This window comes from Paucibacter sp. B2R-40, assembly GCF_025717555.1.
Lineage (GTDB): Bacteria > Pseudomonadota > Gammaproteobacteria > Burkholderiales > Burkholderiaceae_C > Paucibacter_A.
Genome location: NZ_JAJIRP010000006.1, coordinates 237916 through 252382, shown reverse-complemented (window position 1 = coordinate 252382; position 14467 = coordinate 237916). Strand labels below are relative to the sequence as shown.

General features: G+C 62.8%; 13 protein-coding genes and 2 pseudogenes. 8 read left to right on the top strand and 7 right to left on the bottom strand.

Annotated features, from left to right (window positions below; all coding sequences use genetic code 11):
- Window positions 1-2: 2 nt before the first annotated feature.
- Genes aroE through LNV09_RS14220 form a run of 3 tightly spaced genes read right to left on the bottom strand, consistent with a single transcriptional unit; the run spans window position 3 to window position 3768 of the window.
- Window positions 3-854 carry a shikimate dehydrogenase gene (aroE, locus tag LNV09_RS14230; protein WP_263557728.1) on the bottom strand — a complete coding sequence of 284 codons (852 nt, stop codon included), beginning with the start codon at window positions 852-854 and terminating at the stop codon, window positions 3-5.
- Window positions 851-1711, bottom strand: coding sequence for a cell envelope integrity TolA family protein (locus tag LNV09_RS14225; protein WP_263557727.1), 861 nt, complete (start codon window positions 1709-1711; stop codon window positions 851-853). Before LNV09_RS14225 ends, aroE begins: the two co-directional genes overlap by 4 nt.
- A 2-nt stretch (window positions 1712-1713) precedes the next feature.
- Window positions 1714-3768, bottom strand: a complete 2055-nt coding sequence (locus LNV09_RS14220) for a ribonuclease catalytic domain-containing protein (RefSeq protein WP_263557726.1) — start codon at window positions 3766-3768, stop codon at window positions 1714-1716.
- Window positions 3769-3855: 87 nt separating this feature from the next.
- Between LNV09_RS14220 and LNV09_RS14215 the strand changes: the two genes are divergently transcribed.
- From LNV09_RS14215 to LNV09_RS14205, 3 genes are all read left to right on the top strand, one after another.
- Window positions 3856-4047 (top strand): hypothetical protein, encoded by a 192-nt coding sequence (locus LNV09_RS14215; RefSeq protein WP_263557725.1) that lies wholly within the window; start codon window positions 3856-3858, stop codon window positions 4045-4047.
- Between the two features lie 5 nt (window positions 4048-4052).
- Complete coding sequence (locus tag LNV09_RS14210) at window positions 4053-4337, top strand: hypothetical protein (RefSeq protein WP_263557724.1); 285 nt, start codon at window positions 4053-4055, stop codon at window positions 4335-4337.
- Between the two features lie 95 nt (window positions 4338-4432).
- Window positions 4433-5299: a hypothetical protein gene (locus tag LNV09_RS14205; protein ID WP_263557723.1), complete on the top strand. Its 867-nt coding sequence runs from the start codon at window positions 4433-4435 to the stop codon at window positions 5297-5299.
- A 187-nt stretch (window positions 5300-5486) separates the two neighbouring features.
- Here the strand turns inward: LNV09_RS14205 and LNV09_RS14200 are convergent.
- Both LNV09_RS14200 and LNV09_RS14195 read right to left on the bottom strand, forming a co-directional pair.
- Window positions 5487-5894: pseudogene (locus LNV09_RS14200) on the bottom strand (DUF885 family protein); the annotation flags it as partial.
- Between the two features lie 16 nt (window positions 5895-5910).
- Window positions 5911-6279, bottom strand: coding sequence for a DUF885 family protein (locus tag LNV09_RS14195; protein WP_263557722.1), 369 nt, complete (start codon window positions 6277-6279; stop codon window positions 5911-5913).
- On the opposite strand from LNV09_RS14195, the gene LNV09_RS24815 reads away from it, so the two are divergent.
- The 3 genes from LNV09_RS24815 (at window position 6249) to LNV09_RS14185 (ending at window position 8185) form a co-directional block, all read left to right on the top strand.
- Complete coding sequence (locus LNV09_RS24815; RefSeq protein WP_411969287.1) at window positions 6249-6428, top strand: DUF1214 domain-containing protein; 180 nt, start codon at window positions 6249-6251, stop codon at window positions 6426-6428. The genes LNV09_RS14195 and LNV09_RS24815 overlap by 31 nt on opposite strands.
- Window positions 6386-6760, top strand: a complete 375-nt coding sequence (locus LNV09_RS14190; RefSeq protein WP_263557721.1) for a hypothetical protein — start codon at window positions 6386-6388, stop codon at window positions 6758-6760. The genes LNV09_RS24815 and LNV09_RS14190 overlap by 43 nt, the downstream gene beginning before the upstream one ends.
- Window positions 6761-7240: 480 nt before the next feature.
- Complete coding sequence (locus LNV09_RS14185; RefSeq protein WP_263557720.1) at window positions 7241-8185, top strand: PEP-CTERM sorting domain-containing protein; 945 nt, start codon at window positions 7241-7243, stop codon at window positions 8183-8185.
- Window positions 8186-8244: 59 nt separating this feature from the next.
- Here the strand turns inward: LNV09_RS14185 and LNV09_RS14180 are convergent.
- A pseudogene (locus LNV09_RS14180) lies at window positions 8245-8472 on the bottom strand (IS1595 family transposase); the annotation flags it as partial.
- A 344-nt stretch (window positions 8473-8816) separates the two neighbouring features.
- Window positions 8817-9611 carry a spondin domain-containing protein gene (locus LNV09_RS14175; protein WP_263557719.1) on the bottom strand — a complete coding sequence of 265 codons (795 nt, stop codon included), beginning with the start codon at window positions 9609-9611 and terminating at the stop codon, window positions 8817-8819.
- Between the two features lie 538 nt (window positions 9612-10149).
- Between LNV09_RS14175 and LNV09_RS14170 the strand changes: the two genes are divergently transcribed.
- Together LNV09_RS14170 and LNV09_RS14165 are read left to right on the top strand one after the other, a co-directional pair.
- Window positions 10150-12315 carry a prolyl oligopeptidase family serine peptidase gene (locus LNV09_RS14170; RefSeq protein WP_263557718.1) on the top strand — a complete coding sequence of 722 codons (2166 nt, stop codon included), beginning with the start codon at window positions 10150-10152 and terminating at the stop codon, window positions 12313-12315.
- A gap of 193 nt (window positions 12316-12508) precedes the next feature.
- Entirely contained in the window at window positions 12509-14467 is a 1959-nt protein-coding gene (locus LNV09_RS14165; RefSeq protein WP_263557717.1) for a DUF47 domain-containing protein, read from the top strand.

Here is a 14467-nt window from a genome sequence, read left to right as displayed (position 1 = left end):
GCTCAGCCCGCGCTCAACTTCAACCGCATGGCGCTCAACACAGCCGCCGTGTCCGGCCGCACGCCGCGCCAAATTGCGAAGGCCTCACCGGCCTGTTCCACCAGCATGCCCAGGCCGTCGCGTGCTTCGGCCCCATGCTCGCGGGCCCAGCTCAAGAAGGGCGCTGCGGCCGGGCCATACATCATGTCCAGCGCCAAAGCACCCGGCGCCAAGACGCTCGCCGCGACCGGCACGCCGGCGCCCCCCAAGCTGGCGCTGGTGGCATTGATCAGGAAGTCGTAGCCCTCGCCGCAATCGTCCAGCCCAGTGGCCGCAAGCGCTACGCCATGCGTCTGCGCGTAGGACTGGTGTTCGGTGATCAAGGCTTGGGCCTTGTTCACGCTGCGATTGGCGATGCAAATCGATGCCGGCCGTGCGGCGATCAAGCTGCCCAAGGCGCCCGCCGAGGCACCGCCGGCGCCCAAGAGCAGCACGCGCTTGCCTGCCAACGGGCGCTGAGCGTTAACTTCGATATCGCGCACCAAGCCGGCGCCGTCGGTGTTGTCGCCGAACCAGCCTTGCTCATCAAAGCTTAAGGTGTTGACCGCACCGGCCAGCTTGGCCCTCTCGCTCAAGTGCGTCGCCAAGCCGTGTGCCTCAAATTTGAAAGGCACGGTGACATTGCAACCGCGCCCGCCGCTCGCCGCGAAGGCGCGCATGCTGTCGGCAAAGCCGTCCAGCGGGCAGAGCAGGCGCTCGTAAGTCAGGTCTTGGCCGGTCTGCGCGGCAAACTGAGCATGAATTTCGGGCGAGCGGCTGTGCGCCACCGGGTTGCCGGCCACGGCATAGCGATCAATATCAATGGAAGAAGTCATGGTGTTGGCGATGCGCTCAAGGTGGTTTCAAGGCCCTCATCCCGCGTGAAGCGAAAGCGCGAGGTGATCACCAACACCTCGGCACCCTTGCGCATCGCCGGGCTGAAGTTGCCGAACGGCCCGGCCGCACGCACGATGGCTTCGGCGCGGCGGTCCAGGTTGGGGTCACCCGAGGAGGCCACGATGTCGGTCTCGATTACCCGGCCGCGCTGGTTGACATGGATATTCATGGTCAGCTCACCATACAGCTTGCGGCCCTTGTATTCGGGGAAGTCACGCGTGCCGCGCGCTTCGACGCGCCGGCGCAGGCTGTCGTAATACTGGGCATAGACCACTTCGCGTGTGGCTGGGCTGACATAGCGTTTGCGTGGGCGGGCGCTTTCCTCGTTGACGCGCATTTCGATTTCGGCCAGCAGTTGCACCAGTTGGCGGCGCCGCTCGGTCTGCTCTTGCGCTGCCGTTGCGCCCTTGTTGTGCTGCGGGTCGGGCGCGGGCATCTGCGCCAGCTCGCGCCGCACCAGGGCGAGGAGTTGCTGTTCCTGCTCGCGCAACTGGGCAATCTGGGCGCGCTGGGTCTCGCTGGCTTCGCCGACTTCGATGGTTTTGGACGGCGGCAGCGGCGAGGTCGAGCGCCCCGCCTCGGCCTGCCCGCCGCCGGCCAAGCTGGCTTGCGCCAAGGCGAGCGCCTTGGCCGGGTCTTCCTGGCTGCGGCTGTTGACCAGCACCACTTCCAAGGGCGTGTCCTGGAACATCCGGTTGAAGCGCTCCGGGTCCACCAAACGCAGGGTCAGCAGGGCGCCGTGAAGGCCCAGCGATACCAGCAGCGCGTAGTGGATGGTGGAGGGCTTGACGGCCATCGTCAGGTCGGCGTCGCCTCGGCGCTTTCGCTGGCTTGGTCGGCCACGGCTTCCGGCGCGTCCATGTCGACGGTCAGCGTCAAGGGTCCGGCGCCTTCGCTTTCGTCTTCGTCCTCGGCCGATTCGTCTTCGACCGGCAATGCCGCCGCCGCATCCAGGCGCTCGATCAGCGTCGCATGCACATCCAGCGTCATCTCATCGGTGCCGGTGATGCGCACGCGCACCGCACAGCCACGCGGCAGCGCGTCGCAGCCGGCCGCCTTGAAGACCAGCGGCAAGTCGTCGGCGCGCACCAAGCCGTCCTTCATCACCGTGGCTGTCATCTCGGTAATCTGGTTTTGCACCACATAACGGATGGTCCAGAAGCGCTCAATGCCGTTCTGGAAGCCGTTGTAGGCCGCATAAGCCGCGTCAAAGCCCGAGATGATGGAGAACAGCGCCGCGTCTTTGGGCTTGAACGGTGCCACCAGCGCGGCGGTGCGGCCATTGCGCACGCAGGCAATGATTTGCCATTGGTTGACCAGGTCCACATAGCGGCGCAGCGGCGAGGTCGACCAGGTGTATTGCGCCACGCCCAAGCCGGCATGCGGCTGGGCACGCGTGCCCATGCGCACCTTGATGCCGGGCGCCATGCTGGCCTGGCTGCGGTAGATGCCGGGCAGGCCCATGTCGTTGAGCCAGCCGCCCCAGGTCGAGTTGGCCAGAATCATCGCCTCGGCGACGATCAGGTCCAGCGGCGCGCCGCGTTGGCGGGTCGTGATGCTGACGATCTCGCCGCCCTTGGGCTCATGCGCGCCGTTCGAGTCGAGGCGGAAGTTGTAGTCCGGCCGGTTGAAGTTCTCCGGCTTGCCGCGCACCACTTCGCGGCCGGCCTTCAAGTGGCGAGCCAGGCGGAATGCAAATGCCAGTTCGGGCTCAAACGCGTAGTCGGCCGCAGCCTCGCCGGTCAAGGTCGCTTCGGTGATGACGGCGTCAAGCTTGTCGTGGCGCAGATTGGCGGTGATAGGCACGCGCTCCAGCTTGGTCTCGCTGCCGGTTATGGCCAGCGTCGCCTCGTCCATGGTCACATACAGCGACACCGCAGGGCAGGCGCGGCCCTCGATCAGCGTGTAGGCCTGCACGACATCGTCGGGCAGCATGGTCAGCTTCCAGCCCGGCATATAGACGGTGGACAGGCGCTCGCGTGCGACCTTGTCGATCGCCGAATCGGGCTCAAAAGCCAGGCCCGGTGCTGCGATATGGATGCCAAAGATGACTTTGCCGGTGCCGAGGCCTTGCACCGACAGCGCATCGTCGATTTCGGTCGTGGCTGAATCGTCGATCGAGAAAGCACTCACGGTCGACAGAGGCAAATCGTCCTTGATCGCGGGCGCGCTCAAAGGCGGGAACTTATAGCCCTTGGGGAACTGGTCGAACAAGAAGCGCTTCCAGTGGAACTGGTAAGCGCTGCTGATCGCACCGACGCTTTGCAGCAACTCCAGCGGCGCCTTGCGGGCGCGCTGGGTGGCCAGGGCCACCGCTTTGTACTCAGGGCCGTTCTTGTCGGGTTTGAACAAAATCTTGTAGATCTGCTCCGCCACCGGACCTGGGCAGCGGCCCTCGACCAGCTCGGTGGCCCATTCTTCGATCTGCAGCGCTTGCAGGCGCTTGCGCTCTAGGCCCAAAAGGGCAGCCTTGACGATTTCTTCCGGCGCCTTTTTGAACTGGCCCTTGCCGGCGCGGCGGAAGTAATGCGGTGCTTCGAACAAGGCGAACAGCGCGGCGACCTGCTGGGCAAGGCTGGCCTTGGCGTCGAAGTACTCTCGCGCCAGCTCCGCAAAGCCGAACTCGCCCTCTGGCGCAAACTCCCAGGCGAGGTCGAGATCGATCTCTTTGGCCAGCGCCTGCGCTGCAGCAATCAGCTCGGCCGGTGCGGGTTTATCGAATTTAAGCAGCACATTGGCGGCTTTTACTTTGACGCGCTTGCCCGAATCCATTTCGATCTGCATCGAACTATCGGCTTCAGACATCACGCGGCCGGCGAGGAATTTTCCGGCGTCATCGAACAGTGCAAACATATGGGGGGGATTGTCGCTGATAGTCGGGGAGGGGCTGCGGGCGTGTCCAGCCGACCAGATAGTCCGCCGAATTGGGAAGTCAGCTCCGTGCCCGTCACGGACTCCCTGTGCCGGCCCAAAACCCACCTTGTTCATACGGACGCGCAAAAGCGCACAGCTGACAAGCGCAGCTACCGCAAATACATCGACGCCATTCTCGCGACCCGCCTTGAGAACCGGCCCGTGTTCAGCCACGCGCATGGCGACTGTGGCGGCAAGTTGCTGCAGATGACTATCTGACCGCCATGGATCTCCTTCTCAACCACAGCCCGAGATCGGACCCGCAGGCCTTGCTCAGCCTGTCGGTTCAAGGCGCCAGTGAACTGGTGGTGAGCGGCGTGGCCTGTCCGAGCACACCCTGGGATCTGGCGGCAATCAACCAGATCAATCGGGTTGTGAGCATGCCGGCAGGCGCGGCGATGTTGCGCGAGTCGTCCGACCGACGGCTGCAGCCCGGGGCCTGGCGCGCTTGCGCGAGCCGGCATGCAGCGTTCTACAAAGATCATGCTCGACCCAGCAAAGTATTCTGAGCACGCGGCGCAACAGTTGCGTGAATCCAGTGCCCAAAACAAAATCTGCGCCCTAAACTGCTCAAGTCTTCCGGGCGCCTAGGGAACCCTCGCCGATGAGCAAGCTGCTGTGGATGTCGATGATTGGCCTGCTGCTGATGACGCGTATGGCATGGGCCACACCCGAGGCAGTATCGAACACGCCGGAACCTGTTGAGCTCATCATCTGGTTGAAAGCAGATGCGAGCCGCAGCGACCCGATTTTGAGCTTCATCGCCCAAAAGCTGCCGCAAGTGCGCCATGAGTACCTATCGACCAATTCGATACGCAGCTGGCACATGATTCAGCATGGTGAGCCGGCCTGCCGGTCCGAGACCGTGCGCACTGCAGCGCGCGAAAAAGAGGCCTATTTCGTCGACACCCAGTTGACCCCGCACGCCGAGTTACTGGTCAGGCGCGACAAACTGGCCCTGGTGCCGCGCAATAGCGCCGATGAAGTGGATTTGGCTTTGCTGCTCAAGAGGGCACAGCTATGGGGGGCGATCGTCCGTGGGCGCAGCTATGGCGATTTCGTTGACGGTGTTTTGGCCCAGCAGCCGCGAGGCCCTTATTTGGCCGACTACGCCACCCAGGGTTTTGGCGAGCGCCTGCAAGACATGCTGGTGAAAGGCCGCGCCGACTTCTGGATCGATGTGAGCGGCGCTTTGATACAGATGCAAGCGCGTGGGCTGCCGATCGACGATTTCATCGCCCTGGCTATCCAGGGCGCCCCACGGACCTTGCAGCTGAGCATCGCCTGCCCACGCACGCCTTGGGGTCTGGCGGCGAGCCGAGCCATCGATCAAGTCTTGGGCACCCCCGAGGGCGCGGCCCATCTGCAGAAAGCCAGTGCAGGCTATTTTGACCCCGAAGCCTTGAAACGTCTGGGGCCACAGATCGAGCAGTTCTATCAGCGGCGCAGCAAGCCGCAGTTCGCAGAGTAGGGGCGAGAACGGCTCACGCTTTCGACGCGACGCCAGCTGATTCACGCCCAAGGCTCCGGCCACTTCGATGGCGTCTACCCTGGCGGGCATGATGCCGCCGGCATAAGCTGCAACGTCGCCGGCATGACCCGCGCAATCACCGCCGCCCACAGGTCGCGCCGCCGAGGCTCGCTTGGGTGCAAGGGAGTCAGTTGACTTGGCTTGTGCTGGGCTCCCGTAGCCGGCTCTTGATCCAGGCGTCGACCTGCTCGTCCAGGATCTGCAGCGGCAGCGAACCCGAACCCAGCACGGTGTCGTGGAAGGCCTTCTCGGCCTCGGCGTTCCAGCGCGCGCCCAGCGCCTTTTCGGCCCGCGTGCGCGCCGCGCGGATGATCAGCATGCCCACCTTGTAGGAGCAGGCCTGGCCGGGCATGACGATGTAGCGCTCGATCTCGGCAAGCACCTCGCCCTGCGGCTTGCCGGTCTTGTCGGCCATGTAGGCCAGGCAGGCCATGTAGGCTATGGCCTGCTGCCGCGGCCAGCGCTTGAAGTGCAGGCCGGTGTCGACCACCAGGCGCACCGCACGGAACATGTCGGCCTGCAGGCGGCCCAGGTCGCTGAAGGGGTCGTACTTAGACGCCCAACTCGGTGCCCAGCCATTCGGCGTACAGCGCCCAGCCCTCGGCGTAGTCGGTGAAGGGCAGCACCTTTCGGAACATCGGGCCGCCTTTCTGTTTCTGCGCCAGCGCGATCTGGAAGTGGTGGCCTGGCACGCCTTCGCGGATGGACAGGGTGCGCAGGCCGAACTTCGGCAATTCGTTCAGGTTGCGCAGGTTGGCGTAAAAGACCCCCGGCCGGGTGCCGTCCATCGCCGGTGGCTTGTAGTAGGCGCCGGCCGAGGTCTTTTCCTTGAACTCGGGTACGCGCTGAACCTCCAGCGCCGCCTTGGGCACCAGGCCCACCACGGCGCGTGAACGCTGCAGCTGGTCGGCAATCAACATCGCCCGGGAAAGGTAAGGAAAGCAATTGGATCCCCACTCCCCCTGAGGGTCCGTTCTTCTACGTCATCCGGCTCTATCTTCCTGCGGAATCAGTGCTGAAAAGAACATGGAAGGAATCAAAGCCTATCCTGGCTGCTGGCGGAGGCTAACGCCCGGCCAACTGGTACGACCTTCAACAACGGAGGATTCGAAAAAAAGAAGTCGCGCCCTAGCTCTTCCCTGCGACATCAATCACGAAGCCGCAGTCCAGTTGACCCTTTTCGTACCAGTGTCAGCCTCTAGAAGACAAAGGGGCGTACGGGCGAGTGCTGGCCTCTATCTGTTCTTTCATCAACTCTGCGGTGAAGGTGTTGCTCACGGGGGTGCAACCGGAGGGAAAGTCACCCCGGAAATCGCTGAGTACATGCTGGCTGTCTTCACTTCTCAAATCATTCTCTTTGTTGATTTGGAAAATGCATCGGCAGCAGAGATTCCGTTCTAGCTTCAAATCCGAAACGGCACGCGAACTTAAGGCATGTGGCTTCCAGATCGATATGAACAAGCGGGTTCAGTCAGCACAAGTTGGGTAGGCTCCCAGCGTCTGCAACGTGCTCGTTGCAGTCATCCGGTCCAGTTGGACGAACTCACGCGACCGGCCATAACGTGCCGCTCGCCACGGTCAGCTTTCGGCATGGGGCGCAGGAGCTGAGCTTAGATTTTTTACTCCTGGAGAACTCGGTGGCCACGGGACTGCCTTTTTCCCATGTGCCCAATGGAGCCAAGAACAGAATCGCTTTGACATCGCTACGAGGGTTTGAATAGTTCACTGTCACTTTTGTTGAACAGCGGCCTGAAGCGTCAATGACAGTGGAGCGCTCCAAGACGACGACACCTGTTGACTTGCCTCAAGCTTCAACGACTCTTTAACACTATGCTTCCAACGAACGCGCTTAGGCGCTCTGCCACTGCAGGGGACTCCGTCATGACCATTTCGCACAGCCTGTCACATCGCGTCGCACTAAACGCCATTGTCCTTGCCGGTGCTGCCGGAATTTACCCGGTCAATGTAGCCGCCGCGACTTTTTTCAACTCCTACGCCGACGTGACCGCCACGGTCAGCCTTGGACAAGGCGCGTCATGGTCCGGCCTCGGCTTCGCTGCGGGTTCGAACTTTCTTGATGCCTCGGCCCAGGTGGCGACGCAGGGGGATGCGGCCTACCAGATCTCGCACGTCAACCAATCGGTCAATAGGGAATACGCGCCGCCAATACCCTACGACGAGGTCAACCTGAACGGCGGAATCGCCCCGCTGATTTTCAAAGACAAAAATGGATCGCTCGACTATCCCTGCGCGAACGCCAGTTCGTCGAGGGGGGCAGCAAGTGCGTGTGCGACCCCGTCTGGGTCAGGGCTCTCGTTCACGATGAATTCAAACATCACTGGCGAGGCGTTTGAATCCATAGGCTACGCGTCGGCCGGCGTGAACTGGCTGGCGAACACGTTCTTCAAAAATATGACAGCGGATCCGCTAACCGTGGTCTGGACAGTGAACTACAACTTGACAGCCAGGGCGCATGCCGATCATCCGCCCAGCGACAGTGCCTTGGTGGAGACCAAACTTTTTGCTGGAATCGGAGCGGGTCTTCCATGCTGTGATCCTAAGGACGCTATTGCCTTCAATGTCGCAGGCGACCCTCCCTCTGATCCGCCGGTGTCCATGGTCCCGGTGCGGCCGAATCCGCCTCCCGCGATCGGGAAATTGAGGTACGAGATCACTCTTGCACCGGGTGCGACTGACCAGTTTTCGGTCCACCTCACACAGTTCGGTGTCGCCGAGGTTGCTCATTTGCCGGAGCCGGCAACCTTGTGGCTTGGAGTCGCCGGGCTTGGCGTGCTGGCCTTCGCCGCACGACGGCGGGTGTCCTGAATTCAGGTACTGGTTGCCCAGATATCCGGCCAAGCGTGGTGCGCAGCCGGCGAAAACCAGGAACAAACCCCTGGATACTTGTTCTCCGAGCCGCGACCGAGCTTGCCGCCCACTCGCTCGCCACCGAGGTAAGCGTCGTCGACCTGAATGGCGCCCTGGAGCGGATGGCAGGTCTCACGCGCTGCCATTGCCCGGTTGATCTTCAGATGCAGCAGCCAGGCAGTGGCGTACTTCACACCGATCTGGCGCTTGGACGCCAACACCGACAGGCCCGTCTTGGCTTGGCTGCGGTTCGCCGCTAACTCGATGATTGACCGCTTCGCGGCAGCAATTCAGCACCGGTCAGTACCCGCTCTGGGTCGATTGCGTGAATCTGCTGATGCCGTGCGAATACCCGGAATGGGCGCGCTCCTGACTTTTGCATCCTGCTGCAAAGTGCAGGGAGAAATCGTGTCGGCGTGTGGCCGTTGAAGGTACAAGGCGCAGGCTGATGGCCGATGCAAATAAACAAAATAGCCGCCGGCTCGATGCGATGCGATGCGAGTCGGTGGCTATTGTTGTGCGCCGGCATGCTGTGTTGAGAGCTAAGGCCACCAACTCGGCCGCTTTAGCTTGTGCAGCTTGACTGCGCTCAGACTGCGCTGCTGCGACGGCGCACTACCGCGCCCATGGCTGCCAGACCCGCCAACATCAGAGCGTAGGACTGAGGTTCAGGCACCGCTTGGGCCGAGAAGTCGATGCGGTAGACATCGCTGCCGCCGCTCAATCCGCTGTTGAAGGTATAGCCGTAGGCGGTGCTCAAGCCGTTATAAGCGGCGAACTCGCCAAAGTTGCGTGCGACGACGGAATTTTGAGCATCACGGGCAACAGCGTTCGAGCCGACGATGAAGGCCGCGTTGGCCACATTGAACTCTTCGGAGCCAGCGTCCCAGATGTCACGGGCTTTTTGGCCAATGCTGCTGATCTGCAAATTGCCGGCGCCGTCGAACAGTTTGAAGGCGGTGGCGGAATCGTTGCCGATGAAGAAGTCATTGCTCGGCACCACCATGGCGACAAAGCTGAAATAGCTGTTCAGCGAGGTGTCGACACGGAAAGTCTGGGTGGCCGACAGACCCGCAGCGAGTGGCGCACCGCCCACCACGCCAACCACGGCGCCAGCGTCTGTGGCGGAGAAGGCATCACGCCAGAGATTGCCGTTGCCCAGTTCGGCCGCTTTGACGATGGAGGCGTTGGCTGAGCCGCCGATGTCGAAGCCGTCAAACAAGCCTTGGCCGAAACCGACGCTCAGCGGCGCCACGACGACGCTGTTCACGGGGGCGAGGTTGTGGACGGTTACCGTTAAGTCAACGATGGCAGCTTGCGCGCCGGCTGAAGAAAAAATCGCTGCGCACAGCAGGCTCTTGCTCAAAGAAGTTGGGAATTTCATGTGTGACCTCGAAAGAGTTGAAAAAGTAGAACAAATTTCAAATAAACCCTGGAAGCAGTGCGGGCTCCTTACCCGTCCTTGCCGCCGGTCTTGTTGCATGGCGTGGCAGCAATGCTCAGGCCGGTTTTGAGAGTGGCTTGCATATCAATCTCCAGATGGGTGAAGTGGGTGATGTGGTTGGTGACAGGCTGGCTTGGGTTGCACGCTCCTGGACACCGTTTTGCGTACCGATCTCGGTCGTGCTGCTGCATGACATCCTTACGCTCGCTGCAAAAAATAGATCTCTTTGACTGGGACGGGCCTGACTCTGCCTGACTAGCTCGCTAGCTCAGCTGACGCGCTTGGCGTGCCTTTGCGCCAAAAAGGGCGCATGACCCGCTGCGGACAAAGCTGGCGCCTGCTTGCAGCGCAGTGCGCGCGAGCCGGGTCAAGTTGGGAGGGCGTTCGCAGAGCTATTGCGCCCTCAGCCCAATCAATGCGTAAACTGCACAGCTGCAATTTCGCCGCCACCGCGGCATCTCAAATATTCAGGCAAACGATGAACTCATCCATCCTCAAGTCCGCCCTGGCAGCGCTATTGGTCGCTCCACTGTCTGTATTGGCACAAGTCGGCCCTTATCCGGCCACGTCCGTCAAGCCGGTCACCGATGTCTATCACGGCACTTCGGTCGTCGACCCTTACCGCTGGATGGAGGACATGAAGTCGCCAGAGTTTCAGGCCTGGCTGAAGACGCAGGCTGCCTATGCGGACGGCGTGCTGGCCCAGATCCCCGGCCGTGCCGCCTTGCGCGAGCGCCTGGGTGTGCTGGCCGATGCGGGCGAAAGCACTGGCGGCTACGAGATGGTGGCCGGTAAGCTGTTTTATTCCAAGCGCGCACCTGGGCAAAACCAGGCGAGGCTATGGGTGCGTGACGGCTTGAACGGTGCCGAGCGCGAACTGCTGGATCCCAACAACCTGCCCGGCGAGCCCGGCAAACACGCGGTCGATTGGTATAGCGTTTCGCCCGACGGCCGCTTGTTGGCGGTGGGTCTGTCCAAGGGCGGCAGCGAGAACAGCGTCTTGCGCCTGCTTGACGTTGCCACGGCCAAGCTGCTGCCATTGGCCATTGACCGCACCGGTTTGAACGAAGGCGGTGTGGCTTGGCTGCCCGATGCCAGCGGTTTTCTGTACAACCGCCATCCCGCAGAGGAGCGTTACAACAAGAGCGCGGTCTTCATGCACAAGTTGGGCCAGGACCCGGCCAAGGACGTGGCGCAGTTCGGCTGGCAGGTGAGCAAGAAAGAAAATTTTGAGATCGCCGATCTGCCCTATGTGCGCCTCACCAAGGGCTCGCCCTGGGCCTTGGCCGAGGTTTTGCATGGCGACGCGGCCGAGCGCAGCTACTGGGTGGCGCGGGTTGATCAACTGAAGGGCGCGGCCACACCATGGCGGCGCGTGGTGCGGCCTGAGCACAAGGTTACACGGGCCGAAGTGGCCGGCGGCTCGCTGTATGCGCTGAGCCAGCAAAAAGCCTCGCGCCGCGAACTGCTGAGCCTGGATTTGACCTCTGCCAAGGCCGGCTTCAAGACTGCCTTGCCCGCAGGGGACAGCGTGCTGCAAACCATCGAGACCGGCGACGCGGCCGTCTATGTGAAGGCGCTGGACGCGGGTGTGAGCAAACTTTGGCGTGTGGGCAAGAAGGACGGCAAGGTGTCGACCGTGGCCCTGCCGTTTGAGGGCACGCTGCGCAGCGTCACGCCGCTGAAGGGTGACGAGCTCCTGGTTCTGCACGAAGGCTGGACGCAGGCACCGCAGAGCTTGCTCTTGCAGGCAGGTGGTGTAGCTGACGCGCCAGCGCAGCGGCTGAGCATCCAAAAAGCTGTCAGCGTTGACACCTCCGGCATTGAAGCGCGCCGCGTGATGGTCAAGAGCCATGACGGCGTGATGGTGCCCCTGTCCATCGTGGCACCCAAGTCTTTGACCTTGGACGGCAAGCGCCCAACGATTTTGAATGCCTATGGCGCCTACGGCATCACGCAAGAGCCGCGCTTCAGCGCCACCCGCCTGGCCTGGACCGAGCGCGGCGGCGTACAGGCGATATGCCATGTGCGCGGCGGCGGCGAGCTGGGCGATGACTGGCACCGTGGTGGCTATATCGCCACCAAGCAGAACACGGTTTCGGACTTCATTGCTTGCGCCGAATGGCTGATCGCCAACAAGTACACCTCACCTGCGACGCTTGCTGGTACGGGCGGCAGCGCCGGCGGCATCACGATCGGCGGCGCGGTCACGCAGCGCGGCGAGTTGTTCGCAGCGGCGCAAAGTGCGGTCGGCCTGTCCGATATGTTGCGCATGGAGCTGACGCTGAACGGTGCGCCCAATATCGCCGAGTTCGGCACGGTAACCAACCCGGCGCACTTCAAGAGCATGTTCGCGCTGAGCCCTTACCATAACGTCAAAGATGGGCGCAGCTATCCGGCCGTCATCGTCACCACCGGCGCCAATGATCCGCGCGTCGAGGCCTGGATCCCGGCCAAGCTGGCCGCACGCATGCAAACCGCCAATCCAGACGCAGCCAAGACTCGCCCGGTGATCCTGCGGGTGGACTTCGACGGCGGCCACGGCATGGGCTCAGGCCTGGCGCAGCGCTTGGATGAAACCGCCGATGTGTGGAGTTTCTTCTTGTGGCAATTTGGTGACGCGGCTTTTCAGCCCAAGCGCTGAAGTAGTCCAATAGGGCAGAACCCGAGCCGGGCCATCGTCAAGATGGCCCGGCTTTTTTCATGCCTTTGAGCCAGATCAATCCCGCGCCATCTTGCCTAGCGTTTGCCGAGCTTTGTAACCATGCTGTCACGGCGCGCTGAACATACTGCCAGGCATTGTTTCTATCGCCGCTTTGCCCCGGCGCCTCATCATCATGGAAAAGTCCGACGCCGTCGCCTCGCTGGGCCAACACAGCCTCTTGCTGCCCGCGTGGGTCAAGACCGCTTTGCTCGCCAATGACCGCTTGAAGCTGTGCCTGACGGTTCTGCAAGCCGCCGCCGATCACGCCATGGCCCCCGCCAAGTCGCTGCCCGATCTGCGCAGTGAAATGGCCGCCGCAGGTCTTGACGCCGCCTGGCTGCGTGAGATGCCGGCGCAGGCCAGCCGCGACGGCGAGGACGTGCTCTTGCCGCAGCTGCCGCAGCTGGCCACGCAACTCGCGCAAGACCTGACCCTGATGGCGCGCCCGCTCTTGCAGACCGAAACCGATCAGCGCACCCGCGAGCGGCTCGCCTTTTGGGCGAGCAAGCTGGAAGGCCTGCATGAGGAAGAACTGCTCAGTCCCACCTTGCTGCGAGCCTTGAGCCACGGCCATCGTGCCAAGCATGGTGAGCCTGCGGATGACAGCCTGCACCTGCTGGTGATGGACCTGCACAAGCAGCTCAACCATTTGGCCGCCAGCCTGGCCAGCGAAGTCATAGACGGCGCTCATGTGTGGCAGTTGCAGGACAGCGACCGGCCGCGTGTCGCCGCTTTCATGCGCGGCCTGCAGCGCACCGCCGCGCTGAAGTTCGAGCACCCGGGCCTGGATACCGCCGCCACGCGCGATGGCGAGCGACTCTTGATCCAGAACGACATCGGCACCAATGACGCCCATGTGCTGGTGCTGCAGGTGCAAGGGCTGACGATCAGCCTGACCTATTCCGATCTGCACAGCAGCCGCTTCGAGTTCTTTCAGGCCCTGCTGGCCGCCTATGGCGCGCAATGGTCTTCACCCGAGGCGCGGGTTTCGGCCGGGCTGAACCGGGGCGAGGCCTATCAACTCGGCACGGCGCGCTTCGAGGCTACAGACGAGGCGCAGCTGCTGTGGATGCTGGAAGGTGTGGCCTCGCGCATCGTCTTCTTGATCGACTGGAATCGCGCCCGCAAGCGGCTGCTGAACTTCGTCGGCAAACGCGAGGCGATCGCCGTCCTGGCCGAGGCCGCCAAGCTGGAGATCGGCCATATGGCCTGGCTGAAGGCCGGCGCCGAGCGCATGTTGTTCGAGGCCATGCAGGCCTTGGGTGCGGATGCATTTCGCATCGGTGACCGGCTGGATGAGGTGTTAGGCCAGGCCGGCGCACAGGCCTTTTTGGTCGAAGTTTTGCGCCTGTCGTCAACGGCGATGTTGCAGCAGCAGCCGGTTGCCTTGGTGGCCGATGAAACCCGTTTGCTGCTGGCGCGCCAATTGCAAAAGCGTGCGCCGGAGTTCGATTTGCTGGCCGAGCATGCCGCCTATTGCCAGACCTTGGCCGAAGCCATCAGCCAGGCTCTGGCCCATGGCTGGGAGCAAGACAAAGACGCGGCGGCCAAGCTGGCGCAGCGCGCCAAGGCCTGGGAGCGCCAGGCCGATCATCTGGTGATGCAAGCGCGCGAGCGGGCGCGCCGCCAGCCACGCTGGGGCCAGTTTGCGCGCCTGCTGGAGACGGCTGACGACGCGGCCGATGCGCTGGAGGAATGCGCGTTTTTACTCAGCCTGATTGCCGAGCATCACCACCAGGGCTGGAACCGCGAGTTGCGCGACTTGCTGTCGCAGCTGGCGCAGGCGGTGCTGCATGCAACGCAAGAGCAGGTCAAGGCTGTGGCGGTGGCGCGCGGCCTGAACGGGGCCAGCGAGGCCGCCGAGCATGATGAGTTTGTGGCGGCGACATGGCAGGTGCTGCGCGCCGAGCGCCAATGTGATGAACTGCTGCGCGCGGCCAAGCGCTGCATGGCGGCCGAGGTGAGCAACGCGGCCGCGCTGATGCTGGTCAATGACCTGGCCAATCAGCTGGAGTTCGCGTCCGACCGGCTGCTGAACGCGGCCTATGCCTTGCGCGAGCTGGTGTTCAGCAAGACCGAGGTGGGCGCATGA